Source organism: Mucilaginibacter flavus (assembly GCF_030409315.1).
Classification (GTDB): Bacteria; Bacteroidota; Bacteroidia; order Sphingobacteriales; family Sphingobacteriaceae; genus Mucilaginibacter; species Mucilaginibacter flavus.
Genome location: NZ_JAUFPS010000028.1, coordinates 494,762 through 520,571, shown reverse-complemented (window position 1 = coordinate 520,571; position 25,810 = coordinate 494,762). Strand labels below are relative to the sequence as shown.

Here is a 25,810-nt window from a genome sequence, read left to right as displayed (position 1 = left end):
TTTCAGACTTCGATTAACAATCTGTACGCCAAACGGTCGCATTTTGACTAATGAAGGATTTGCATATCGTTCTTTTTTAAGGTCGTTTGGCTCGTCAAGGCAACATTCATCCGTACACGTTTCTCCCATCCACGAATATATTCAAAAATCGCGGAACAAAGCATTATGAAGATGATCCGCAAACAATTGGTGAGCACATTAGAAAGAAACGAATTAAAAACAACCTATTGCAACGAGAGGTCGCCATCATCCTAATGGTTTCGGAGGACACGCTCACCTATTGGGAAAATGAGCGCTCCCACCCCCAAATCCATCACTACCCGGCAATCATTTCCTTTCTTGGCTACTACCCGTTAGATCATGAAACCGAGAGTTTTGGTGGAAAACTTAAACAGATACGATACTTTCACGGCCTTACCTTCAAAGAATGTGCAAGACGATTGTCCGTTTCTGTCGATGCAGCAAAACGGTGGGAACAAGGAAAGCCTATTGCAAATGCCATGTATAAAAACTTGATTCTTTCCGCTTGGAGAAAATTGCCTGTTCATTTTTTACAACACCCCGCATAGGGGTGTTTTTAACTCTACAGCGTCAGAAAACATGAAAAAATTAATTATTATTTTTAGACCTATACTAAATATTATAGTACTGCAATTAATGCGTACTTTAGAACTAAATAACAATTTATGAAAGCGAACGAAGTCAACCTAACTAAGTTTTTGGCGCAAGCAGACACCCAATTTTTAATCCCGGTTTATCAGCGCAATTATGATTGGAACATCGGTGAGTGCAAACAATTATTTGAAGATATTTTATCAGTTGGCGTTGACGAAAAAAGGCTATCCCATTTTATAGGAAGTATCGTTTATATACATGACGACATTTACTCTTCGGCTGGAATTAATGAATTGTCCATTATCGACGGACAGCAGAGACTGACTACAATTACATTGCTTTATATCGCAATCTTCGTATATGCACAGCAAACCGGTAATACAACTCTGGTTAACAAAATCATGGAAACGTATTTAATAAATAAGTTTGCTGATGAGGGGGCTAAGCTGAAGCTAAAACCGACGGATAACAACGATAAAGCCCTGAAATTTTTACTAAGGAATGATCCGTCCGATTCTTTCACTGAGTACTCAAGACTGATAGAAAACTACAACTTCTTTATCTCAAGTCTAACAACCCAGAATTTCGACGTGATACAGAAGGGCCTTTCAAAGGTAATCTTTGTTGAGATATCGTTAGAGCGGACAAAAGACGATCCTCAAAAAATCTTTGAAAGCTTAAACTCGACAGGCTTGGAACTCAATCAAGCTGACTTAATTCGGAACTATATTCTTATGGGACTCAAGCACAAAGACCAAACCAATATCTATGAAAACTATTGGCGTCATATTGAAACTCACGCAACAAATAAGGACACGAATACAAATAGGGTTTCAGAATTTATCAGAGACTTTCTCACTCTTGAAAAGCGAGAAATCCCTAACAAAAACAAAGTGTATGTGGAGTTCAAAAACAAATTCGCATTTGAAAGTATTGAGGAATTAGAAGGGGTTTTATCAAAAGTAAAACGCTACTCTACTTACTACCACCGACTCATAAACCCTTCCGCTGAGCCCGATGTAGAAATCAGAAAACAGTTAAGCTTCATTAATAAATTAGAAATTAACGTATCGTTTCCATTCCTGTTGGAAGTATACAGTGACTACGCTTCGGAAATGATCGATAAAAAAGTATTTATTGAAGTACTCGAACTCATTCAATCGTTTACCTGGAGAAGATTTATTGTGAGCCTACCGACGAATGCTCTCAACAAGATCTTTATGAGACTGTACGAAGATGTCGACAAAACGAAATACTTGTACTCGCTTCAGCTTGCTCTGTTAAAGAAAAAGTCGATACAGCGCTTCCCCCGAAACCAGGAAATTGTCACGATACTGAAGGATCGCGACATGTATGGCATCCAGTCCAAGAATAGAAGCTATTTTTTGGATAGATTAGAAAATCTAGACAATAGAGAGCCTGTTTATATTGAAGGTAATTCCGATATCACTATCGAACACATTTTCCCGCAAAACCCTGACCCTCGCTGGAAATTGGAGCTAAATGAAGACGAGTTTGTCTTGCTGAAAGAAAAATATTTAAACACGATCGCAAACTTGACACTGTCTGGTAACAATGGAAAGTTGAGTAATAAGTATTTCTCCGACAAGCGGGATATGAACATCGACAATAAAGAGCAAGGATATAGATACAGCAGACTTTGGCTAAATCGCCATCTAGCTACATTAAGTGCATGGAACGTAACAGAACTTCTCAAACGCTACGATCTAATTAGTAGCAGATTTTTGAACATTTGGAAGTTTCCAGACATCGTTATAGATGAGGCTTTTGCGAACGAAGAAATCAACGTATTTGAGGCTGAAGATCCGTCGCACAAAAAGCTGGATTATGTGATTTTCTTCGATCAAAAATTTGAATTTAATACCGTGTCACAATTGTACGAACACGTAATGAGGGTGTTATTCGACTTAACTCCCACCATCTTTTTTACTCAAGACTTAGAAGAAAAAATTGGGCTAACGAAAAGTCCTATCGAATGTGTTAAGGCGATATCATTAAACGAAACCTACTACATTGAAGGTAATTTAAGCTCTAAAATGAAATTCGAAAGGATTAAGCTAATATTATCGTCGATGGATATTACTGATGAGCTGTTTATAAAATATGCCGAGGGGGCCTAAAGCAATTTAGCTAATAAAATATTCCGAATATTCATTAATTAATTCATCTCTGTTTATGTTTTTAACATTGCGAACTACTAGTAATTCGTTTAAATCCCACACTAAGTGCCGAATTCTTTGAATTTGCGCCAAATGGTCTGGGGTTCCGACAATGTTGAGCGATCTGAACTCCCGCTCCGCTTCTGCCATATGATTATTAGATACAAGCGTCAGTGTGTGGGATAATTTCTGTATAAAGTCTAAAGATTTCATAAGCCCCAATAATGATATCTCATGATAACGTTATTGGGGCTTTCTGTAAATCACTTATTTCTCAAATTTCGGGCCGTGGCCGCCTTCTTCGTATTTGGCTTCACCAGTCTGTCCGCTAACGGTAGTCTTTGAAAACATTGTGTCGTGTTCGCCATTATCGTGATTGATAGCGACGTTGGAATTTCTAATTTGAGTACCGCCGTCATCATTTACTGTGTTGGTTGTCGCCTTTGGGTCAGTAGAAACTTTACTGGCCCCATCATCATTTTTGATTGCATTTGTTAAATCATCAATTAGTCCCATTGCTGTCTCCTTTCGGCGATTATTCGCGCCACGTAAATCTTACAATTATCATGCCTAACCAATTTATTATTAAATGGTTGTCACTTTGTTTTCCCATAAACAATTGAAAAAATAGATTTCAAATATTTAATTAATTCGGTTCTAAAAGAGTAATTTTATTTGTATTAACTAAACTCTTATCGAATGAGATCCGCCATATTAGCCACGCTATTATCCGTAACCTTCAATGTCGCACATGCACAGTTTAAAGTGAGCGACTTATATCATTTTATAGGCGAATTCAATAGAGGGAGTAGCTATCCATCTAATGCCAAATTAGTTACCGATGTTAGTAATGAATTGTTATCAAAAGGGTTCGTATTGGCTACCTTTAGTTGGGAACAAGATGTTAATGGAAAAGGAAATTTTTTAAATAAACTTGTTTTTGACGACAGAGATGGGAATGCAATTCAAGAAAATCTATCAATAAGCACGGAAGAACCCGCAGGAGCGGGTGGGTATTACACCTTAACTCTAACTCTGATATCCGATAATTTTTCGCAATACGGTACATGGTTAACCGACGCTAAAGCAATGATCGACTACAATATAGACCAACAAAACCCATTATTAACCCTATTTCATAAAAATGATAGACAAGAAGAATATTACGTATCGTTAGAATTGGTTTCAACAAGAAAGACTTTGAGTAGCCCTAATGTCGGAGAAATATTCACTGTTCAATCCCCTAAATCATATAAAATTACTATCCAACGAACGATTAAGCCGTTAACACCCCGTAAATCAGGGACAAAAGGGTTTTAATTTTAGATTAGCGTCTAACAAATAATCAGGGTAAGAAGATATTTTCATTGTTTACAAAGCGTATTAAACAACAAAAGTCGGAACCTCGCGCCCGACTTTTGTAACCTAAACCTTATCACAATGCAGGCAAGATACCTGCGTGAATTTCAAATATACAGTATTAAAGCTTAAACGAATCTATTCGTCCATAATAAGTAGCAAGTGATCCACCCTCTGCAGTTACCGTAAATTTATGCGTGATTGCCATGGCAAGGATGGTGTCAGTGACGGCAATAACAAATGCCTGGCTCACCGTGTCGCCATCATCATTTTTAACGGAATTCGTAAGCGTGGTATCGGTAAGTTTCCATGTGCCGATAGTGGTTGAACCATCAGCGTTGCCAGTGATGGTAAGCATACCGTCTGGTTTGAAGGTGTAGGTGGCGTTCTTTTGTATAGCGGTGAGTGTTTAAGCAGCCTTTGAGCCGTCTTTGTTTTCATAGTCAAAAATTGGAACATAATAACAGTGGTTTGTCGGAAAAGATTGGCGGGCTTTCAACGCTTGCTGAACCGGCGGCCCGCGGGCTTCAAAAAGGCAGCTCGGGGTAGCGGAAAGGCATCCTCGAAAAGCCGGCGACAAAGAGGATGCGCGGAAAGGGAAAGGCCGGATTTCTCAGGCGCACGTGCTCTTGGGAGCAGGGCATGAAAAGGCTGGGCTGTCAGTTGGGCGCGCGGACAAGCGTGCAGTGCACCATCGAGCCGGTGAGCGTGATGTTCATGCCGATCGAGTCGGGGTAGACCGTTCCCTCGTGGTACACGTCAAGCCCGTTCACGGTCACCTTGAAGTGCAGCCCGGCGGTATCCAGCCTGCCCTGGTCGATGGGAAAGTCCCCCAGCGGGCTGCTGGCCGTCCCGGCGACTGAGTCGCCGATGAGGGTGAACCTGTAGGCCAGCTGATAGCGGGTGCTGTCGTCCCACCGCAGCGAGCCGGTCCACCTGCCGGGCAGGTCCCGCCGTGCGGCGAGGCAAAAAATGAGGCAGACTGGCAGGGCGACTGCAAAAAGGGGGGCTCTTTTCATGTCGTTGGCAAGATTTTGGTTTTAGATTGGCTTGTTGGCTTGGCAAAAGTAACGGTATTTGCCAGGGTTGCAACTTTTTGATACTAAATATCTTACCGGCAGGCCGAACGGAGCTGCGGCATGAAAAAAGGAAGTGGTGACAAAAGGGCGTCACCACTGCGGAAGCGCGGCCGGGGTCGGCAGCCACGCGGTCCTCCCATTGCGACCTATCGCGTGAGCGTCGTGCGGGACATGTCGTAGTGGGTATAGCCGCTGCCGTTCGCGTTTACGGTATAGCTGTCGTCGGGATTGAGCGCCTGGGTGAACTGGAGCGTGGCCGAGGTGAGCGTCCCGATGGTGAGCGTCCTGCTGCTTCCGGTGCCGAGGAATATCGTCAGCGTCGCGTCCCCGCTGGAAAGCTGCCACGTGCCCGCCGCGCCGCCGTTCGTCGAGTAAGCGCCGCTGGAAAGGAATGTGACGGTCGCGCCCGGATAGTACGGAAAGGTGGCGAAGGACGGAGGGGCAACCCAGGCGCCGGCGGTGGTGCGCCACTCGTTCTTGGAGCCGTTCCACGGCGACGCGGTGAGCAGCTTGGCCGCCGCGCTGAGTGTTGGACCGCTTCCGCTGTCGGACTTCTTGCCGCACGCGGCAAGGAGGACCACTGCGGCGATAAGCATTGTTTTTGGATTAGGAATGGTTCTTTTCATTTTCGTAAGGCTTGGAAACCCGCGGGATTGCGGGTTGCGCAAGGTACAAAGGTAGTTTCAAAATACCAAGTAATGCTTGGTGGAATTCTTGAATAACTGCGCTTTATTAGCGGCATGCGGGGACAGCAAAAAAGCGACATCGATCTATACGTGATTGCCCGGATCAAGGCGCTCCGGACGGAGCGCGGGATCAGTCAGGCCGCGCTCGCCCTTAGGCTGGAGGTGTCCGACGCTTTCGTCGGCCAGATCGAGAGCCCGAGGCACGTCAGCAAGTACAGCTTGGACCAGCTCAACAGGCTTGCAGTGATTTTTGAATGCAGTCCGAGGGACTTCCTGCCGGAGGCGCCGATTGCCACGAGGTAGCTTTTTTTGGAGGAAAGGCGGGCTGGGCAAGTCACTGAAGCCATCTACTAACCGGCATGTCAGCCCCGCCGCTATGACAAAAAGGCGGCAGGGGTGTGCCATATGCCTGCCCCAATTGCGCTCTTCTACAGCGCCTCTCTGTTTCAGTTGCAATATCTCGGGTGAGAGCTCCGTAACACTTGCTGCCCGGCACGTCCAATCCTTTCACTGTCTTCGAGAGCGCCGGCGAGGTAAGCTCCCGCTTTTCGCACGGCTTAGTCGCACAAAAAGTGAAAGTGAGAGCAAAGAAACAATTTCAGGGGCCTGTACAGCATGTCCTCAAAAAACTCTGACTTATGGACAGCAAAATGAATGGATGCGAGCACTGGTATTCAGTCCATTAGACAATGTGAAATGCCGCTTTCTGTAACAAAATGGAAAGAAAAGTTATCGATAGGTTTAAAAGATGAACCGGGAGTTAAAAGTGAAAAAAGTTGGTGCAAATGATGAATAAACTGCGTACCTTGTGGATAGAAGCCTCCTGACGATTCGCAGAAGGAGTGCTAAAGGGCACCTGGCTGAGTTCGAAGGCATCCAGGACCCTTTAACTGAGGCACCGCGAGGGTGCCAAAAAGAAGGGTAACCGAGACATCGAAGACACAGTTACCGTATATTTGTTAGCGATAAAGATAGGGACTAAACGAAAGTTAGCACCCCGATAATTGTCATCGCTGTGTCATATTATCCAGCGATCTTCTCAGCTTTTTTCCTTCGATTTTACGCCTGGACGACGCGTCGTCCGGGCGGCCACGAACTAAAAGGAAATGCCATGAACACCTAGAGACCCATCGGCTCCAAGCCAACAAAAAAACCCGAGGCGCAAGGCGCCAAGGGCTGCAAACGAACAGATTCTTTGAAGTTTCGCACGCACGCGAAACCGAGAACAACAGTCCTCAAATCAAACAATCCCATGAATCAAGATAGCACGCAATCGATTGAAAAACAACAATTCCCCATAGAGTGCCCGAACTGTGGCACCAGCCATCCGCCGCCGTTTCTCAGCAGCTCGGACGCCTATCAGGTAAGGTACCTGATGGCAAAGCGGCACGAAATAGACATTAAAATTGGAAGACGGGTCGCCAAGCTCGCGTTTTCGGCCCCTGCTGACGACTGCACGGCCGACGTCTTTCACCGTCTTGCTGAAGATGTACGGTCGCTCGCGAGGCGGGGCTCGCATTGGCCGGAGGTTCTTTATGCCCTTCCTCGGCTCTTTCAGGCGTACCGGGTCGACCGTATGCTCCTGTCCTGTGAGCCGTACGGCTTCTACGTTGAGGACGAATTCAACCTGTACGCCAAGGACCTGCGAAGGCTGATACAGCTGAACTCCCTGGGATCAAGCCTCCCCATAATATATCGGGAATAGGCCGGGCAATCATGCTAAAAGGGCTGCCCGAAGTCGGGCGGCCCTTTCCTATTTCCGATTGTCGTCGCATCTCAGTAATCGACTGGGGCTTGGAAAATCCTTGCAAGCTATTGTTATTTGTAAAAGATAACAGTCGAAGCAGAGTGTTAAACGGTGTCACCAAGGCTTTTTAATTTGGGAATCAATAAAATCATCAAAGATGTTATCTGACAGTCTTCTAATCTCACGTATTATATACGGCCCTAATTCCATCCCTTTATTAGCTTTTCATTACCGGCCGGGTGTGTTCAATATAGAATTTTTCAATATTCTTTAAGGCGATCGTCAGCCTGCCACTATAGTATTGGCCTTTTGCACAACAATAAAAGCAAAGAAACTCTGACTTACGAAGATCAAAATGAATGCCCCAAAAGAAATGAGGATTGTGATTGTCCTCTTTTCTGATTCTTCCTTTGCTTCTCCGGCTGGCGCGCAACTTTTGCTTATCGAGTTGTTACGGTATTTTCTCAGCACAAAAAAAATCGTATGAGTTTATATAGATTAGAAGAATCACAACGGTGATCGCAGTGCGATTCAGTGAGTATTTCTGGTCAAACGCTGTCGATGCACTTGTCTTTGCAGCGAACTCATTATGGCTTAAGAGGTAATAATCGAGCATGATGACCTCCGCGACCATCCACGAGACGATTGCCCCCCCAACAACAGTACAAGGCCTGACTTTGCCCTTAGATTGCCCTCCTTGAGGGGCCGGAACCTTGTTGGGGTAAGTAATGAATATCTTTCTAAAAAGAAGAAAATACGCGGCAATGAAGCAGGTTGTGGTTAGGGTATACATGCTTCTTCTATAAGGTTTAGCTAAAATAGTGGATTTCAAATAAAAAAATAACGCCCCATGTGCCCTTTTTTGTCGAATATGTCTACGCGCTAATAAAAATAACAGCCACTCCCTATGGTTTTCCATTTTTCATGATTCGGCTGATTATGCCGTTCGCATCCGAACTTGCTTTGCTCTCATCGTATTTTACCTTCACCCGATACCCCTTCATGGTTGATACCGTCGGCGATGCTTCTTTTGATATACAAGTTAGAGTAAAGAATTGTGGCAATTCATGTGGACTCAACAAGTAAATTTTTGATTGTTCATGTACTGAAAACGATACCTGTATCTTATGCCTCATCTGAGTAAGTTTCTTTGCATGAGGAGAACAGCATACGACCTTGGTGCAACCATCGTTTAAGCACTTGATAATATTGTGCAGTTCCCAACCGGCATCGGTGGTGCTGGATACCTCAAAGGCAACCACTTCGGTGTCCTTTGTGAGTAGCACATCAATTTTGCCGTTGCCGTCTTTGGTCGGTACTTCAATATTTGATTTATATCCATGTTGTTCCCCCATCGTCTTGATGACGTTCTGCAGGTACCGGTGTTCGGTATCTTGCTTTGCTTCAACAACAAGTCTCTTGGTTGTTGGGGCAATAGGCGTTGGTGGTGTAGATGGAGTTGTATCAAGTGTTGGTTCGGGTGTTTCTATTGGTGGCGGGATAATATTAATTGGGGCTACAGGCACGCTGTGGCGGTTGCGTGATGCGTCAATGATATTCGTGCTGTAGTCATGCAGTTGCAGGGCTGTGGGGGCAACTGTGAGGCTGAAATCGGCGTCGGCCGTGTTGACCCGCGCAATGGCATTGCCAACGGGGAGGTTCTGAAAATCGTCCGCGCCGAAGCCGCTGAACCCCTCCTGCATCCGCTTGGCATCGGTATCCCCTAATCTGAAACAAATGCGGGTTCCAACGTTGGACATCAGGGAACTTGCAATATCGTTATCGACCCGTTGCAGTTGCTGCATGTCCTGATGGACACACACTAATCCTAAAAAAAATTTTCTGGCCCCGCTTAAAATAGTATTAAGAGATGGCGTGACGAAGTGGTGGAACTCGTCGATGTAGCAGAAAAAGGGTGTGCGGGTACTTGCCTCTTGTTGCTGCCTGGCAAGGGCGGCCTGCTGGAGCTTGGCGACGATGAGCGCGCCCAATAGGTAGCTGTTTTCGCTCCCGATCAGCCCCTGCGCAAGCTTTACCAGCACGATCTTGTTGCTATTCATGAGATCGTGAAAGTCTAACCCCTGATGCTGCGCAACCATGGAACGAATGCTTTTTGGTCGCAGAAAACTATCAAGCCGTGTAAGGATTGAACCAATGGAAGAGGTTTTTAATAGCGGGTATTCCTTTTGCCAGTAGTACACTAGTTCTTCATCGGTGCAGGTGGAGAGGATCGCTGATCGAAACGAGGGCTCGATGAGGAACTTGCGCAGGTCCCCAATGTGCCCCGGCTTCGTATTGTACAGGAACGCCATGATGGCGTTGGCGAGCACGCTATGAAGCTGGTCGCCCCATGAGGTACTGAAGCGCTTAAACAGGGCGACCAGATCAGAGGCCAGCAGTTCCCGCTCGATGTCGCTGTGGGCCTGCAGGATGTTCAGCCCGACCGGATACTCGCTGTCGGACGGGTCAATCAAAACCACGTCGTCTATGCGCTCTTGCGGAATGGATTTGAGTACCAAGTCTATTAGGTCTCCATGCGGGTCCAGCACGCAGCAGCCTATTCCCTGTGTGATATCTTGAGCTATCAAGCTGTGAAGCAGTGTCGACTTGCCCATGCCGGTACCGCCAATAATATGCAGGTGCTTCAGGCGCTGGGTGGCATCAATGCCGACTTCAATCCGCTGGCCTTGGTGCTCGTTAATCCCTAATGCATATGGCTGGTTGAAAAGGTATGCGGGGGCGCGCTTGGTGGCGGTATGGTTCGGCAGCAGCTTCCTTGAGAGCTGTACCGGCGGAAAGTGCACGAAGGTTGCCAGCTCCCTCGTGTTGAGCAGCATGCCGACGCGGTGCGTCTGCCGCATCACCAGGTCGCGCAGCCGCCGCTCTATGGTGTACGTCGGCGTGTTCAGTGGGATTAACGCATTAAACGGCGACCGCGAGGCGACGACGATTGCGTTGGCTGCATGGTGCAATAATTCCTGTGCATCGTCGATGCAGTCGGCAAAGGCGGCTATGCGCAGCGCTGCCCCAAACAGCGGCCGGGATACCTTTTCCCTTGCAAGCCCGGGCATCTCGGGCGCGTCGGCAAAGAACGACCCTCCCCGCCCGTCGCTCACGGACGCAACGATGCTGTCAGCCCAGGCATTCTGCACGCTGCAAAAAAGCACCTGCACAACAACCGTTTCGGTATCCTGCAGCTGGTTGAGGGTGCCAAACAGCGCCGTGTGCGGGTCAGGCCCTCCCTTGCCGAACGTGCTGATCGGCCGCACAAACTCGTCCTCCAGTCCCACGTCAAGCATGTACGCGGTGCTGGCAAGCATGGCGCAGTCCAGCAGCGCATCTGTTTTGGTGCGGCGGACGGCCACCTCGGGAAAATAGCCGGTGAGCTGCGCGTATACAAACGCAGCATTGGCCTCCCGGCAGACGATTTGAATGGCGATAGCCTCTGATTGCGCTATGAGTTCAAATGAGATTGGCAAATTGCATGTTGAGAGCATCGTTAGGCAGTGCTCCATCGCTTCGGGTTTTAGCGCGAAGTGCCTGGCAAGCGCTATCGCGTAGACCACCAGTTCCGGGTCTTCATCGGTATCGCTGTACGCGACAACGGTGTCCTTTACCGGTTCGGGCACCGATACCACGTGCTCGGTCCTGAACCATTTGGCAATGGTACTCAAGGCCGTATGGCGTTTGCCGTCGTCAATGTATGGCGCGTCAATGGTATGGGCAAAGAACGGTATAAAGGGAGGCTCAAGCTCGACGATTTCGCCTGCTATCTGCCATCCCCTGCCGCGCTGCTCCCATTCGTAAAATTGGGTGGTGAGGCGCGCCGAGGCCGACATGCCGCTCATTCTGGCAGGCTCTCCATACGGTACCCGTGCTCCGCGGCCACCCGGCTTACCGCCTCGACCACCAGCGCCTCTATACTCGCTGTGAAGATCAGCTCCGCGTCGATCTCGTAGTAGGTCTTCTTTCCGGGCCGGAAGATTCGGCCTACGAGCGGGATTCGCCCGAGGAGGGCAAGCACCCAGTCCTCCGTCTCCTCAAGCCACCAGCTGACGAAGAAGCTGCGGCCGAACGGCGCCGCGCACACGTAGTACCGCAGGTCGCGGTGGCTTATCCGCAGGTACTCGCGCTGGTCGGAGAGCAGTCCGCCCTCCCAGAACTCGACGGGCTTGCACTCGACGTTCGGAAACTGGTATTCGCTGATGGTCTTCTCAAGGTCGGCGTAGAATTCCTTCGATGACAGCTGGAGGTCGCCGAAGTGGCGGTACGAGTGGCCGTGGATCACTGGCTTTGGCATGGCGGTATAGGTTTAGTTTGACAACTTTGGGTTGTATGAATATCGAAAATTTATTACGAAATCAAAATAAGTTAGGCCTAAAATAAAAAAATAGTTAATTTTATAGCATACCTAAACTAAGTCAAATGGAACTCGAACGACTCTTCAATCGCGTTTATTTAAGAAACTTTCTTATAGCCCTCCCCTGGATATACCTTATAGGAGGAACAGGCATACTGGCAATCGGTATCTTTATCGAATTTCCATGTCTGAATTGGAACGAATTTTTCACCGCATTAGGAAAAACGATGATTGCCGGTGGAGTCCTTTCCACCTTACTAAAGAGCATACAGTTTTTAGGTGTAATAAAAGAGGAACTTTCAAAAATTATTTCCGATCCTGAATTCATAAAAAAGAGATATGATTTAGAGCAATATTGGGACACTGTTACCTGTGCTCTGTTTGAGAATAAATTTCCAGCGATTAATGATTTGATTATTAAAGACATAAAAAGAACATATTTACCGACTAAAGACACCCATTATTATGAGGACAGTCTACAAATTTTTGAAATAGAATTAATAGACAAAAATTTGAATATCATTAAGGTCATAGAGCGTAGATCTCTTACTATGATTCCAAGTAAGCAGCCCTATAGTTACGACTATCCTTACAAAATAGAGATAAAGGGCAATGCCATTGTGCGGCCCACTGTTAACTTAGATTATTTTAAGATTAACGGGATTGAGGCAGAAACCTCCCAATCATCTAAAACTATGAGCGGAGACAATTTGGCCTTTGGATTTAATGCTAATATATCTGGAGGTCAGCATTCTTATTTTATAGAGTACCAAGTTACTAGAACTTTTCCTCTTGATAGGTTTAGCATTGTTTTATTCAAAATGAACCACATACATCGAAATTTGAGAATACAGGTCTTTTTCACGGAAATTAATGTTCACTTTGATGAGGCGGGAATTTTAGCGAAGTTTGTAACCAATTATCAAACTAAGACCTATATCGAAAAGGAGTTTGTGGGATTAATGTATAAAGGTCAGGGTTTTACCCTATCTTTGGAAAAAAAGTAGGTTGCAAAGATAATTAATAAGTGTATTATTATATAAACACAAAAAAATATACATCCATGAAAAGAACAAATCTTCCTTTATTATCTCCTGGTGGCGAAGTCACTATAGTTGGATAATAGCGAAAACTGGCCGCCCTTTGGCGGCCTTTAATTTTATCTAATTAATTAATGTGAAAATCTAATGTCACCGCACTGAACGCCCTGCTCTCTGCACCATCAATCAACAACTTTAAATAAATATGATACTTAGGCAGGTTGATAAAATCGTCATAGGTAAAGACCGGATAAAACTGCTTCTCCATCACCTTTGCATCATCTAATCCCACCCTAAACACAATCAATGTACCGAAGTTAGCAAGCACTGCACTTCGGGTGTCTGCCTCTAATTGGTCAAGCTGCTGATTGGCTAAAAACAAGCCCAGGCCAAACTTTCGTACTTGTGGCAGCATGGCAGCAAAGGAGGTTGAGACAAAGTGCTGTGCTTCGTCTATAAACACGTAGAAGCGCTTGCGCTCCGTTATTGGTATTGATGCCCGACGCATGGCTGCATTTTGAATAGCGGTGATTACAAAGCTCCCCAGCACCGTTGCCACGTCTTCCCCAATCTCCCCCTTAGAGAGATTCACCAGCACAATCTTTTGTTCGTTCATGCACTGTTCAAATGAAATACCTTGTTGCAGTCCGAAAATGCCACGCAAGGTGTCATTAGCAAGCAATACGCCTACCTTATTTAAAATGGGCTGAATGGTACTGGCAAGTGTGCTTGCTGAATATAGGTTGTATTCATTGAGCCAAAACAACTTGTTATAAGGGTTTTGTACATGGGATAGTACTTTTGAGCGAAAGGCGTTGTCTGTCAGCAGGGTGGTGATGTCGAGCAACGTAGCACCGGGGTATTCTAATAGTGTAGTTATTGCAAAACGTAGAACATATTCAAGCTTACTCCCCCATGCGTCACTAAAGAGCCGTTTAAACGTTGTTATCATTTCAGAGGCAACCAATTGCCGTTGATGTTCCGGAACATCGGCCAACGGATTAAAGGCAGGCAGGCTGTTGAGGTTGGTCGCGTCAAAATGTATAACATCCTTTTTGCGATGTTCCGGCACTCGACCTGCTACCAATCGTACTGTATCGCCATGCGGGTCAAGGACACAAATACCATATCCTTTAAGCATGTCATCTACGGCCAGGCTTATGAGCAGGTGCGACTTGCCCATGCCGGTCTTGCCCAGGCAGAATATGTGATGGAGGCGGTCTGCGGGCTTGATGCCGAAGACGCGGTTGTGGTTGCGCCAGTTGGTCGTTCCTATCGGGGTGAATGGTTTGAAGTCGTACATGCCTATATCTTATTGAGAACAGGTCATGTCCGATAGTCCTATAAATATCCCAATAATAGGATAATTACGGGACTATCAGATTATGTCGAACAATGAGAAGATATAACGATGCAAATTAAGGAGGATCGGCTACAGCAATTTATTGAACTATATGAGCGCGAGTTTGGCGTTCAATTGAGCATTAGTGAGGCGACAGAAAAGGCAACCCGATTATTACAATATGTATATATGTGTTTAAAGCCGCTTGCCAAAGTGAGTGAAGATGATATAACAGATATGCCAAACGTAAGTGAGTAATTAATATCCTTTTGTACCCAGCAAGGGGCAACGGACCGCTTACGTTTGGCGACAAAAGTAAGTCCGTTGTCCCTTTTTGCGATTATGACTAAAGAACACATCAATTATTTTATATATGCGCGCAAGTCTACCGAGGGAGAAGAACGGCAGTCTTTATCTATTGATGGTCAGTTGAATGATATACAACAAATTGTTAAACGAGAAAACCTTACAGTAATCGACACCATTACCGATATTGCATCTGCCGCTATTCCTTATAATCGCCCAGGCTATACAGAAATGATCCGGCAGATCAAAAAAGGCAAAGCTACTGGCATTATAGTTTGGCATGTGGATCGACTTATTCGAAATGAGTTGGAAGATGGCGAACTGCGATGGATGCTACAAACAGGAATCATAAAATCTGTTTGGACACCAAACCGTGAATATCGAAGTCATGACAACGCGCTTTTAATAAGTATCGAAGCAAGCATGGCCGCACAATATAGCCGTGATTTATCTGCTAAGGTCAAACGAGGCAATAAACAAAAATACGAATTAGGGCATCCGCTTGGGCCTGCACGGCTTGGCTATTTAAATACCAAATTTCAAAATCACGGAACCAATTATTTAATAAACGATCCTGAGCGATTTCATTTAATACAAAAGGGATTTCGCATGCTGCTTACAGGGCGCTATAACATTATGCAAGTGGTAGCAACGTTACAAGAAATGGGGCTTCGTTCTCGTGGCACCAAGCGCTATAAAAGCGCTCCGATTCCTATAAGTACAATGTACAAGGTATTTACTGATCAATTTTATGCTGGCTATTTTACAAGGAACGGAACCACTTATAAGGGATGCTACACACCGATGATTACCCTTGATGAATTTGATAAAATTCAATTCTTTTTAGGAAGAAAAGGAAAACCGAAGCATCACAAACATGATTACGCATTTACAGGATTTATTACCTGTGCCTCATGCGGATGCTTTATTACGGCAACGAAAGTATTGAAGCACATTAAAGCACTTGACCAATATAAGACATACGTTTTCTACCACTGTACAAAGAAGCGAGGCCGTCAAAATTGCGCTGAAAAACATTATACAAAGGAAGAAGATATGGAAGCAATGATTTCAGCGGAGTTAGCAAAAATCACCCTTAAGCCATTATTCGCCGAATGGGCAATTAATGCAATTAAGGAGGACAGCCAGCATGAGATCGAACTTCGTCAAAAGCTTTTAGAAAGCACTACCCAATACTTGCGCAAAATAAATAATGAAGTAGAACGGCTTCTTGATCTACGCATTTCCGGTGAAATTAGTGAAGAAACATATTCGCATAAAAAAAATGAACGGGAACAAATGTCTCTTCGTGTCCAAGAGCGCAAGAATAGGCTTCAAAATCAAATTGACGACTGGGAAACGCAGTTTAATGATCTAATTGAGTTTTCGAAAACAGCAATAGAAAAGTTCAACTTAGGTGATGTTCACATTCAAAAGGAGCTTTGTGACACGTTAGGTTCGAACTGGATTCTCAAAGGGAAAAAGCTAATGTTTTCAAGGCTTGAATGGTTCGATACCGTTGAATCTCTCATAACCCACTTTGATGAAGAAACCACCGGGTCACAACCGATAAAAAGTTATGCAGACTATAGGCAAAGTACCGGTTTTAATGTCGGTATTCTCATGTTGCGGAGGTTGAGAGAACAGATAGCAACTTTTAAACAGAAAAGTACCCTCAATTTTCCGACTAGCAGGAAAAATATGGGATTGCATCCTTAATATGCCTTGGGCAGGATAAATAATTTCAGCTAGGTTGTTTTTCTACAAAAAATAACCCGATATTGGACTGCAAAGCCAGCCTTATGCCTCCAGTTTCACAGTTCATGCTTTTTCCAGCCTATATCGCATTAGTGGCCTTTATGCTCGTTTCCCTTGGCGTCGCGGTCTTTAGGGACACAGACGGGTATGGCCAAAAGTTCGACAACAACCCGGCGAGGGTGTTCGTGCTATTGGGGTCTTTGCCCGTCGCCTATTTCCTGCGAAAGTCCCTGCCCGAGGGCCCTATTGAAATCTGTCCGCCGTTTTGGTTCGTGCTAATGATTACATGCGCTTTCGCGGCACTCCTTTCGCTGGTGCTGTGCTTCGGAATAGCAGCGCTATTGCGGGAAAAGTCCCTGTCGAAGAACATGTGGAGCGTTTTCGTACTTACGGTTCTCCCTTTCCTCTTTTTCTCTTGGTTTGATATAGAGAGCAAGGGGTGCGGCGGGTATTATGTGCTGTCCATCTTCACGGGCTGCGCGTTTTACAGCGCTATAAGATTCTTTGATTCCGAAAAGACAGAATAAAAGCCCCTTCAGGGGCTTGGGATTCAAAGGTATTTTCTGCGGATTTCCAGGATTCCAACAACACAGGGGCCGAGGAATATCAGGAGAAGCTCCGCCCACGCCAGCAGCCTTGTCAGGACACAGGCAGGAATCAGGACGGAGGAAGCCATAAAAAGAGCGGTGGCAATAGCCAAGGCGGTTCCGAGCGCATAGGTATACCCGCGCCCCGTGGCGGAGCATTGATAGTTTGAGCGGTATGGATTTTTCATTATACAAAATTGAAGGGTGAAATAAGGAGGCCTTACCTTCTCATTTCACCCTTCAACCAAGCTTTCGCGAACTATATCACCAATGGACTAAGGTGCCAATAGCATAAAGGATGGCTTATATTCCTATAGGCTCATAAGCTAGTATTTCTACCATAAAGGAGAAAATGAATAAGCAGGCCATAATTAAGAATTAAAGACGTTACACTATCAGATAATATTCTGGCGGTTTAAAAAAAGAACCCTCCTTAATTAAGGGAGGGTTCTCAATTGAAACTTTACTTTTTCTTAGGACCTGCTGGATACTTTATTTTTTCCCTTTCGGTTGTCGAAGGGCGTTTTTCAGTTTCCCTAAGAGGAATGAATTGTCCATTTTCTGAATCTCTTCCTACTTCTCTTGTAACTTTCTTTGCCATTTTTAAAGAATTTACGTTTTACCACAAAAGGTGGAACTTCAAGTTCTTTGTATTTTCCCGAAGATATTATATTTGTGCCGCCAAGCTAATCTTTGGGTTTGCGCCTGTTCACCTGTTCAGGCGCGACCCATACCTATCCAACAGCGTTCCAAATTGGCCTTCGACTTTATTTTTTTTATCATCTTCAAGATCCTCTGACATAACGACACCGGCATTAACCAATAGTTATTTCAGCTTTATTAGAACTTTAAAAAAGGCGATTTGAAAATTTTCGGTAAAAGGAAAGCTGCCAAATTGCCATAAAGTGACAAACTTAGCATTGAAGCCTTCCGAAATGAATACATACAAACTTTTTGTTCTCAAAAAAGACTTTTCAATTAAAAAAGCAGAGCCTAAGCCCTGCTTTAATAGTTATTCTACGTTTTGTTCACCCTAAGAACTTTCTTTTTTTGATACACATGTGCCGCTAACACCGCCTCAAATGACCACTCATAATAGTACTTGGATTTTGTTAATGCTCGCTCATAATACGCATTAAGATCAGGATACTGTCGCCGCGTCCAATCCAGTAATTCCGCTGTTTTCTTGATTCGGGTAAAGCCTTTCAACTCATCTTTGGTAATAAAGTCTATGTCGCAGCCATATTCTTTTGCCAAAGCGACAACTTTATCCATCAATTCCTTTATTGAGCCTTTCTGCTGACTTGAATGTGGAACTTTAACCATTATGTCAGTAACATTATATTTTTTGATGTACTCCCGATAGCGGTTGATGATCTTCGTTAGCTTTGTTCTCGACCAGGGATCGATAAAATTGTGAACTTGCGCTATATACAGCACCTCGTCTTTTATGATACATACCCCTGTCTGCCTCGTTCCGAGACTAATCCCAAATGTAGTCATTGGTGTTGTATACGGACTTAGTGACAATGCTTGTAAACAATCGAGCACGGGTAGTACGAATATGGTGAGCCGGCTTGCTCATTACATGTGCAAGGGTGGCCATGAGAAATTCCGATGGATATTTCTGTGCACACGAGAGGTAGAACGCAAGCGACTTTTTGTCGCTTAATGCATCTGCCAACTCATGTGCAATCTGTAACTGTTTTGGAGAATACAGATTGCTTTTTTTCTTTTTCACTTTAAAGAACACGCTCCTATCTATTAAGTAGGCCAACTACAGTCGTTCGTTCGCAATTTTTTAAAATTACGGTACCGTACGTTGGCGATTTTAAAATAAAGGCACCACAAAAGAACAAGTACCGTTACAGGCTCATTGAAGAGCTATTTAATTGTTAACTCCCGTCGGAATTGTTTATAAAGATTCTATGTCCTGCGCCACCCTTTGGTAGTACTCGGGATATAACTCCCGTGTTGCTTTGTTGTAAATGATGCAGAGCTTGAAGAGGTTGGTTGCATTGGGCATTGATTTCTCATTTTCCCAATCTGACAGCAAGCCGGTTTTCTTGTAGCCGAGCATCTTCGCCACTTTCTTTTGTGAATATCCTTTACTCTGTCGAACCACTCGCAACCTGTTTGGATATTTTCGTTGTTGGTGGTTCACATACATAAGATACAATCGACGCAATTATAATGTAAGTACCCTAAATTTCCTATAAATCGGAAATCAAGAAAGTTGTTGTGGCTATTGTGTTTTTTATTAGGAGGTTCCTGCTTTTCGGAAATTTATGGGACTATCACAGCCGTATCTGCTTGAATACAATAAAAGGAAAAATCATAACCATGAATGTTCCTTTTAAAAAAACAGACCATCTTGCAAAGTTCGTCTTTGGCGCATCCCTCATGCTCGCAATCGCGTATGTGGTGATTAACGGAATAATAACCGCAATTGTGGCGCTCATCGCGTTGCTGCGGTCCATTTCTTTTCCTAACTTTAGCTAACCCAAGTCTTTCACAATCAAACTTCTCCAAAAATGGAATCTAAACGTGTTGGCATCTTCATCCGCGTAAGCACCGACATGCAGGTGCAGGACGAGAGTCCCGAGCACCACGAACAACGCGCCCGTTGGTACGTCAATGCAAAAGAGGGCTGGCAAGTCATTGAGGTGTACCGCCTTGATGCCGTGAGTGGCAAGTCTGTCATGCAGCAGCCGGAAACGAAACGGATGCTGGCCGATATTAAAAGCGGCCACATCACCGGATTGATATTTTCTAAACTTGCTCGCCTCGCTCGAAACACAAAAGAGTTATTAGAATTTGCCGAGATCTTCCGGGCGTGTGGTGCTGATCTGATATCGCTATCCGAAAGTATCGACACCAGTACTCCCGCCGGGCGGCTCTTCTATACCATGATTGCCGCCATGGCACAGTGGGAGCGTGAAGAGATCGCCAGTCGTGTGGCAGCATCTGTGCCAATACGTGCACGGATGGGCAAATCATTAGGCGGTCAAGCATCTTTTGGCTATCGCTGGATAGAAAACGAATTAGTCGTTGATGAAGCAGAGGCCCCAATTAGAAAATTGATGTATGAATTGTTTGTGAAATATCAGCGCAAACTCACCACAGCCAAAGCCCTCAACAGTTTAAGTTACCGAACTCGCAACGGCTCAAAGTTCACTCCTCAAACAGTATCGAGACTACTACGTGACAGTGCAGCCAAGGGCGAGCGCCGCGCCAACTACACCAAGAGCCGGGGCGACGGCAAGGCCTGGTCAGTCAAGCCGCAGTCTGAATGGATTATCATGCCCTGCCCTGCAATTGTCTCCACTGAATTATGGGATGAGTGTAATGCTATCCTTGATATGCAAGAGGGATTGCAGAAACCTAAAGGCCCTAAAGCGGTCTATCTGCTTTCGGGCTATGTTCATTGTGTATGTGGTAATACGATGTATGTGTACCACAACTCTAAAACGTATGTCTGCAAGAAGTGCAAGAACCGCATCACGGTTGCCGATCTTGACGAGATATACCAAAGCTATTTGCGTGAATACCTAAGCACCATCAACCACGCAACCTACGTTGAGGCGACCGACCACGAACTGCGGGAAAAGAAGTCGCTGCTTGAAAGTTTGAAGAAAGACAGGGCGAAGCTCTCCAGGCAGGCCGACGACATGCTGTCGATGCGCCTGAACGGCGAGATGAGCAAGGAGCTGTTCGCCGAGAAGTTCAGGCCGGTTGAAGAGCGTATTTTGCAAATGGACGCGAGGCGGCCGGAACTGGAGGCTGAAATTGATGTTCGCACCATTCACATGATGTCGAGTGAAATTGTCGTTTCAGAAATCAAAACGCTGTACGACCAATGGGCAGAATTACCATTTGAACAAAAGCGTGGCATTGTGGAAACTATCACCAAAGCAATTGAAATCGACAAGGAGGACATCACGATTACGCTGGCATACACCCCGTCGATTCCCCTAAATGCGGAGAATAGTGTACGGACGAACAAGGATTCATACTTGCCACCAGCATAAAACTCGATGGATAATCAACCGTGAACTTAGCCCTTGATATTGTAACCCGGCGTTCTTCTAACGGCTGGCGCATTACTTCCAGCGCGCTGCGCTTAAACTCGGGTAATTCATCCAAAAACAACACGCCGTTATGAGCCAGTGAAATTTCGCCGGGCGCGGGATTACTTCCTCCGCCCACGAGGGCGACATCCGAAATGGTATGATGGGGGCTTCTGAACGGCCTGATGGTAACCAGGGCGTCGGCCGCTGCAAGCTTACCCGCTACGGAGTGGATTTTGGTAGTCTCTAAGGATTCGTGCAGGCTCAATGGCGGCAAAATAGATGGCAGCCTGCGGGCCAGCATGGTTTTACCCGCCCCCGGCGGACCGATCAATATCACATTATGGCCACCTGCGGCGGCAATTTCCAAAGCCCGTTTAATATTTTCCTGGCCACGTACATCGCTAAAATCGCTATCGTAATTGCAAAGGCTGTCGTAAAATTCTTCGCGGGTATTTACTATTACCTGTTCAAGCTTCATGTTGCCGTTAAAAAAGCCAACAACTTCGGTGATGTTCTCGACCCCATAAACTTCGAGGTCATTCACAATGGCGGCTTCACGGGCATTTTGTTTGGGCAGTATGAATCCTTTAAAGCCATCTTTGCGTGCCTGTACAGCAATGGGCAAGGCGCCTTTAATGGGCTGTAAGCTGCCGTCGAGCGAAAGCTCGCCCATGATGATGTACTTATCCAGATTTTCGGTTTCTAACTGGCCAGACGCGGCTAAAACAGCGGTAGCGATGGTAAGATCGTATGATGATCCTTCTTTTTTAATATCGGCAGGGGCCATATTTACCACCACCTGCTGACGTGGCATCCTGAAATTGCAGTTTTTTAAAGCCGAATCTATCCTGAAATAGCTTTCCTTAATAGCCACATCGGGCAGACCTACAATAAAATATTTTGTTCCGGGAGCTATATTAACCTCAACTGTAATCGTAATTGCCTGGATTCCGTAAACCGCACTGCCAAAAGTTTTAACCAACACTGTGATAAAGTTTAATCAAAGCGAAAGATAAATATTTTTTTAATCCCCGAAATGGTAACAGGTATTTAATATTCATTACTAGGATAGAGAGCAGTGCTATTTAAAAGCAAAGGCGCCATCAGGGCGCCTTTATCAATTAGTTTTTGGTAAAGCTATTCTTATAACTACTGAAATCGCTTCTGAAATCTTTCAGGATATTATACCAGGAATGCGCCCAATAATTACGGAAGCCGAAGCCCCTGCTATCGCCGGCTTTGTACACCGTAAATATTACGGTTTTATCGTTCATGTTTATAAAAGTTACCCAGGCACCGGCCGAGTGTGCCGACTTATCCATACTTTCAACAAAAAACATCATGCCTATGCCTTTTTGCCCCTGAAAATCGTAGTTTTTAACAAGCTCCTGGATGTCTTTTTCCTTTAGCGTGTTCAGGTCGGCACGTTTCTCGGTAAAAAAGTTTTTGGTAATAGCGTTATTGACTTTCTCTGTTACTTTAAAGGCAAAGTGAACGCTGTCGCGATGTATAGCCTTGGCAACGTCGTAAGTTTTAGGTTCGGTTATGAAAAGATTTGCCCAGGCCGGGATGTATCGGCCAACAAAATCGGAGTTAAGTACTTCGCCTTTCAGCTTGTATTCCGATTCAACACCCAGAAACTTCATTTGTGTAAAATCAATCCCCAGCCAGGTAACAGGTACTTTAGGGTTAAAAACATCCGCTTTGGTTTGTGCCGATGCTGTTTTTGTAACAATGCAAATAATAAAGGCGATGAGCCAGCTAAATTTTGTGAAGGTTTTCATGATCATGGTTTTTGTGCTTAAAACTGCACCGGCACATAAAAGCCGGTACAATTGCAAAATAACGCAGAATTCATGTAATTAGCATACGTTGAAGATAACTTAATATTCAATTTATTGCCGCTTAATGGCAAAGCACGAGCGCTCATTTAAGTTAGATTGCATTTACGCACATAAAACCAATACACGAAGCTACTGCGTAGGCCATAAGCATAAACGACCATACTTTTTGATTGTTTTTGCTCAGTTTTTCAAAAGCGATGTTCCATTTTTTGAAACGACCGTTATTAAGCAGTATAAAGTAGTTAAGCAGCAAAGCGCCGGTGGCACCTAACAAGATTATAGTGGCCGAAACTTCATTGATGTTAAACCATTTTTGATTTAAACACAATTGCACAAACACCATCATGTTGGTTAATAATAAGATAAGAAGAAAACTCACGCCAAAAAGCGAGTTGAATTTTGGTAAGCCACCTTGTCCGAAATTTTTTGCACTCCACCTGTAAGCTGTCACATAAATGGATTTCATTGCTGCTGAATTCATGGTGTTTGGGTTTATAGGTTTAAAAATTAAAACAACTGCTGTTTTGCTATTGGTTATTTGGTTAATAACGCCATTTGCAAAATATTGTTGTGTAATATGGTATTAAAAAATCAGAATTGCCAAATAAAAATTTGAAAATATAAGAGCCTGTGTAAAAACGGTTCCTGAAAAATGCAATAGTCAAAAAACTTAATGCTTCGTGTAGTGACAGCATATTCGTTTGCACGCTGGTAACGACTCACCCGGTCTACGCTTCGCTGGACCACCCTCTCTCCGGCTAAAGCCGCATAGAGGGTAGGGAAAACAAAACCTTTTTAGCCCCTCTATGCGACGCAGTCGGAGAGAGGGGAAGACGGGCGTAGCCTCGTCGGGGTGAGTCGTCTGCGCCTTGTTCACGTTATACTGTTCTTCAGATATCGAAAATTTTACCAAAGGCAATTGCCGTTGTATAGATTCTCAACAGGAAAAATAAAACTTTCAAATAGATTTAAACAAACTCTTAATTGCGCCAATAAAAAAGGCCACTGTGAAGCGGCCCTGCTGTTATAATATTCGTTTTATTTACTTATTCTCGGCTGCCAGTTTCAGTAATGCCGCATCGTTATGGTATTTCACTTCGCTCTGGTTGTCAAAAATCATAGCGGCTCCATTATCTGCCGTGTAGGCGGGCCAGTTTGGTAAGCCTTTAGCATTGGGGTTGCCGGTACGGGCAAAGTTAACCCAGGCCTGGCTCATTTTGCCGGCAAGGGCGTAAGCTTCTTTGCTGCCGCCGGTCATTTCTTCGCAGCGGGCAATGTTGTTAAACTCAAAGCATATATCAATACAGTGTACAGATTTGTACATGCCATCGTTAACCGGCGATGCCCAGGCAAACTGGTACATGTAAACCGGCGCGGCACCTGCAACAGCCTTGGCATTTGCCTGGCGGATTACTCCCGGGCGGAAGGTTGCTAAATCAATATCCATATAATCGGATGGTTTAACGGTATTGGGGTAGGCTTTTAAAATTTCGGCCATGTAGGTATCGGTTTTATCTGCATAGCGTTTTTTTAGGGCGTTTTTAACGTCATCTAAACTATAAGCACGAATAGCCGGATTAATGAGCGATGCCATAAATTCAGTTTTGGTTGAACCCACCAGTAACGGGACATTTTTAGATAGTTCCTGCGCGGCCGCATCATTAAGCTGGTAAGGCAAAAACACGCCGTCGTTAACCGGCTCCCAGCCTAAGCCAAAACCGGCTACCGGTTTACCCTCAGCTTTTAATTGAGCGGCAACTTTAGGTAAGGCCTTTTTGACGGCTGCACTTAAGCGTTCGTATGAAATAGTTTGTAACGAGTCGACCTGTGATGCTTGCAGGTTTAATACTTCCAGCATGGCGGCACCAATTCTTTTGGATACCTCGTTATCCATAAATTTGGTTTGATAGCTTCCGCTTTGCACAATAGCTTTTTGGAATAAGCCCTTTGCCGATGGCGCGGCCATTAAAGTGGTAACCTTACCGCCACCGCCCGATTGGCCAAAAATGGTCACATTATCCGGGTCGCCGCCAAAGCTGGCAATGTTTTGTTTAACCCATTGCAGGGCAGCTACAATATCCATCATCCCCACATTGGCCGATGATTTATATTTATCGCCATAAGCAGATAAATTCAGAAAGCCCAGCAGGTTTAAGCGGTGATTGATAGATACCACTACCACATCTCCCTTTTTACTCAGATTTTCGCCATCATATGAGGGTAATTCAATTGCCGATCCGGCCGCGAAACCGCCGCCATGCAGCCACACCATCACCGGGCGTTTTTTTTGATCGTTAATGCCCGGCGTCCAAACATTAAGTTTTAAACAATCTTCGCTCATGTATCCCCAGTTATGCTGAAAGGCAAATTCAATAGGGTCATTAACTGATGTGGTTGGATCAATAGGGCAAACCGCCCCATACACCAGCGATTGGCGAACGCCTTGCCACGCGGCAGGTTTCTCTGGTGCCATAAAGCGTTTGGCTGTAGCGTAAGGGATGCCTTTGTAATTAAAGGTACCGTTGTGAATATAGCCTCGTACCTGCCCGTTATCGGTACTGGTTACCGCTATGCCATCGCCGGCAACAACGGCATCGCTGCTTTTACTTTGGCTGTAGCCAAACACAGGCCACAGGCACAGGGCTAACAACCTCAAAAAAATTGAGCTTTTTTTCATGATCTATTGGTTTATTATAGTTGGTTTACAATTATTCGCGGGCTGAATAACAATACCAAAACCATGAAATTAGAGGAATAGGCCAATAATTATCATTGTGTAGGTATTACACAATGATAATTATAAAAATCAAAACTACAAGGGCTGAAACAATTTT

Annotated in this window: 24 protein-coding genes and 1 pseudogene; 9 read left to right on the top strand and 16 right to left on the bottom strand. The window is 45.0% G+C overall.

The window, feature by feature from the left end:
* Positions 1-86 precede the first annotated feature (86 nt).
* The gene (locus tag QWZ17_RS13575) at positions 87-569 is read left to right on the top strand and encodes a helix-turn-helix transcriptional regulator (RefSeq protein ID WP_290305778.1); all 483 of its coding nucleotides are present in this window, start codon (positions 87-89) and stop codon (positions 567-569) included.
* Positions 570-686: 117 nt separating this feature from the next.
* Entirely contained in the window at positions 687-2,756 is a 2,070-nt protein-coding gene (locus QWZ17_RS13570) for a DUF262 domain-containing protein (protein ID WP_290305777.1), read from the top strand.
* A 6-nt stretch (positions 2,757-2,762) separates the two neighbouring features.
* Here the strand turns inward: QWZ17_RS13570 and QWZ17_RS13565 are convergent, their stop codons facing one another.
* Positions 2,763-3,008 (bottom strand): hypothetical protein, encoded by a 246-nt coding sequence (locus tag QWZ17_RS13565; RefSeq protein WP_290305776.1) that lies wholly within the window; start codon positions 3,006-3,008, stop codon positions 2,763-2,765.
* 54 nt (positions 3,009-3,062) lie between these two features.
* A complete protein-coding gene (locus tag QWZ17_RS13560; RefSeq protein WP_290305775.1) occupies positions 3,063-3,311 on the bottom strand; it encodes a hypothetical protein in 249 nt (82 codons plus the stop codon).
* A 183-nt stretch (positions 3,312-3,494) separates the two neighbouring features.
* Here QWZ17_RS13560 and QWZ17_RS13555 point away from each other — a divergent pair, with 183 nt between their 5' ends.
* Positions 3,495-4,115, top strand: a complete 621-nt coding sequence (locus tag QWZ17_RS13555; RefSeq protein ID WP_290305774.1) for a hypothetical protein — start codon at positions 3,495-3,497, stop codon at positions 4,113-4,115.
* Positions 4,116-4,275: 160 nt separating this feature from the next.
* Here the strand turns inward: QWZ17_RS13555 and QWZ17_RS13550 are convergent, their stop codons facing one another.
* The 3 genes from QWZ17_RS13550 to QWZ17_RS13540 all read right to left on the bottom strand — a co-directional run bounded on the left by QWZ17_RS13550 (position 4,276) and on the right by QWZ17_RS13540 (position 5,829).
* Positions 4,276-4,512 carry a hypothetical protein gene (locus QWZ17_RS13550; RefSeq protein ID WP_290305773.1) on the bottom strand — a complete coding sequence of 79 codons (237 nt, stop codon included), beginning with the start codon at positions 4,510-4,512 and terminating at the stop codon, positions 4,276-4,278.
* A gap of 301 nt (positions 4,513-4,813) precedes the next feature.
* Positions 4,814-5,173 carry a hypothetical protein gene (locus QWZ17_RS13545; protein WP_290305772.1) on the bottom strand — a complete coding sequence of 120 codons (360 nt, stop codon included), beginning with the start codon at positions 5,171-5,173 and terminating at the stop codon, positions 4,814-4,816.
* Positions 5,174-5,379: 206 nt separating this feature from the next.
* Positions 5,380-5,829, bottom strand: coding sequence for a hypothetical protein (locus tag QWZ17_RS13540; protein ID WP_290305770.1), 450 nt, complete (start codon positions 5,827-5,829; stop codon positions 5,380-5,382).
* A gap of 144 nt (positions 5,830-5,973) precedes the next feature.
* Between QWZ17_RS13540 and QWZ17_RS13535 the strand changes: the two genes are divergently transcribed.
* Positions 5,974-6,222 carry a helix-turn-helix domain-containing protein gene (locus tag QWZ17_RS13535; RefSeq protein ID WP_290305769.1) on the top strand — a complete coding sequence of 83 codons (249 nt, stop codon included), beginning with the start codon at positions 5,974-5,976 and terminating at the stop codon, positions 6,220-6,222.
* Positions 6,223-8,571: 2,349 nt separating this feature from the next.
* On the opposite strand, the gene QWZ17_RS13530 is transcribed toward QWZ17_RS13535, so the two are convergent.
* Both QWZ17_RS13530 and QWZ17_RS13525 read right to left on the bottom strand, forming a co-directional pair.
* Entirely contained in the window at positions 8,572-11,514 is a 2,943-nt protein-coding gene (locus QWZ17_RS13530) for a type IV secretory system conjugative DNA transfer family protein (RefSeq protein WP_290305768.1), read from the bottom strand.
* Positions 11,511-11,966 (bottom strand): hypothetical protein, encoded by a 456-nt coding sequence (locus QWZ17_RS13525; protein ID WP_290305767.1) that lies wholly within the window; start codon positions 11,964-11,966, stop codon positions 11,511-11,513. Before QWZ17_RS13525 ends, QWZ17_RS13530 begins: the two co-directional genes overlap by 4 nt.
* A gap of 125 nt (positions 11,967-12,091) precedes the next feature.
* Here QWZ17_RS13525 and QWZ17_RS13520 point away from each other — a divergent pair, with 125 nt between their 5' ends.
* On the top strand, positions 12,092-13,033 hold the full coding sequence (locus QWZ17_RS13520) for a hypothetical protein (RefSeq protein WP_290305766.1): 942 nt from the start codon (positions 12,092-12,094) through the stop codon (positions 13,031-13,033).
* A gap of 160 nt (positions 13,034-13,193) precedes the next feature.
* On the opposite strand, the gene QWZ17_RS13515 is transcribed toward QWZ17_RS13520, so the two are convergent.
* On the bottom strand, positions 13,194-14,369 hold the full coding sequence (locus tag QWZ17_RS13515; RefSeq protein ID WP_290305765.1) for a type IV secretory system conjugative DNA transfer family protein: 1,176 nt from the start codon (positions 14,367-14,369) through the stop codon (positions 13,194-13,196).
* Positions 14,370-14,477: 108 nt separating this feature from the next.
* On the opposite strand from QWZ17_RS13515, the gene QWZ17_RS13510 reads away from it, so the two are divergent.
* The 3 genes from QWZ17_RS13510 to QWZ17_RS13500 all read left to right on the top strand — a co-directional run bounded on the left by QWZ17_RS13510 (position 14,478) and on the right by QWZ17_RS13500 (position 16,999).
* Positions 14,478-14,666: a hypothetical protein gene (locus QWZ17_RS13510; RefSeq protein WP_290305764.1), complete on the top strand. Its 189-nt coding sequence runs from the start codon at positions 14,478-14,480 to the stop codon at positions 14,664-14,666.
* An 84-nt stretch (positions 14,667-14,750) separates the two neighbouring features.
* On the top strand, positions 14,751-16,433 hold the full coding sequence (locus QWZ17_RS13505; protein WP_290305763.1) for a recombinase family protein: 1,683 nt from the start codon (positions 14,751-14,753) through the stop codon (positions 16,431-16,433).
* An 83-nt stretch (positions 16,434-16,516) separates the two neighbouring features.
* Positions 16,517-16,999 (top strand): hypothetical protein, encoded by a 483-nt coding sequence (locus QWZ17_RS13500; RefSeq protein WP_290305762.1) that lies wholly within the window; start codon positions 16,517-16,519, stop codon positions 16,997-16,999.
* Between the two features lie 23 nt (positions 17,000-17,022).
* Here the strand turns inward: QWZ17_RS13500 and QWZ17_RS13495 are convergent, their stop codons facing one another.
* From QWZ17_RS13495 to QWZ17_RS13480, 4 genes are all read right to left on the bottom strand, one after another.
* The gene (locus tag QWZ17_RS13495; protein ID WP_290305761.1) at positions 17,023-17,247 is read right to left on the bottom strand and encodes a hypothetical protein; all 225 of its coding nucleotides are present in this window, start codon (positions 17,245-17,247) and stop codon (positions 17,023-17,025) included.
* 275 nt (positions 17,248-17,522) lie between these two features.
* Positions 17,523-17,660, bottom strand: coding sequence for a hypothetical protein (locus tag QWZ17_RS13490; protein ID WP_290305760.1), 138 nt, complete (start codon positions 17,658-17,660; stop codon positions 17,523-17,525).
* A 416-nt stretch (positions 17,661-18,076) separates the two neighbouring features.
* Complete coding sequence (locus tag QWZ17_RS13485) at positions 18,077-18,562, bottom strand: RuvC family protein (protein ID WP_290305759.1); 486 nt, start codon at positions 18,560-18,562, stop codon at positions 18,077-18,079.
* Between the two features lie 412 nt (positions 18,563-18,974).
* Positions 18,975-19,223 (bottom strand): helix-turn-helix domain-containing protein, encoded by a 249-nt coding sequence (locus QWZ17_RS13480; RefSeq protein WP_290305758.1) that lies wholly within the window; start codon positions 19,221-19,223, stop codon positions 18,975-18,977.
* Between the two features lie 370 nt (positions 19,224-19,593).
* Here QWZ17_RS13480 and QWZ17_RS13475 point away from each other — a divergent pair, with 370 nt between their 5' ends.
* Positions 19,594-21,090: a recombinase family protein gene (locus QWZ17_RS13475; RefSeq protein ID WP_290305757.1), complete on the top strand. Its 1,497-nt coding sequence runs from the start codon at positions 19,594-19,596 to the stop codon at positions 21,088-21,090.
* On the opposite strand, the pseudogene QWZ17_RS13470 reads toward QWZ17_RS13475, so the two are convergent.
* From QWZ17_RS13470 to QWZ17_RS13455, 4 genes and pseudogenes are all read right to left on the bottom strand, one after another.
* Positions 21,011-22,117, bottom strand: a pseudogene (locus QWZ17_RS13470) (YifB family Mg chelatase-like AAA ATPase); the annotation flags it as partial. The gene QWZ17_RS13475 and the pseudogene QWZ17_RS13470 sit on opposite strands and share 80 nt — an antisense overlap.
* Before the next feature lie 136 nt (positions 22,118-22,253).
* Entirely contained in the window at positions 22,254-22,916 is a 663-nt protein-coding gene (locus tag QWZ17_RS13465; RefSeq protein ID WP_290305756.1) for a hypothetical protein, read from the bottom strand.
* A gap of 151 nt (positions 22,917-23,067) precedes the next feature.
* Entirely contained in the window at positions 23,068-23,457 is a 390-nt protein-coding gene (locus QWZ17_RS13460; RefSeq protein ID WP_290305755.1) for a hypothetical protein, read from the bottom strand.
* A 561-nt stretch (positions 23,458-24,018) separates the two neighbouring features.
* Positions 24,019-25,653, bottom strand: a complete 1,635-nt coding sequence (locus QWZ17_RS13455) for a carboxylesterase/lipase family protein (protein ID WP_290305754.1) — start codon at positions 25,651-25,653, stop codon at positions 24,019-24,021.
* Positions 25,654-25,810: the final 157 nt, after the last annotated feature.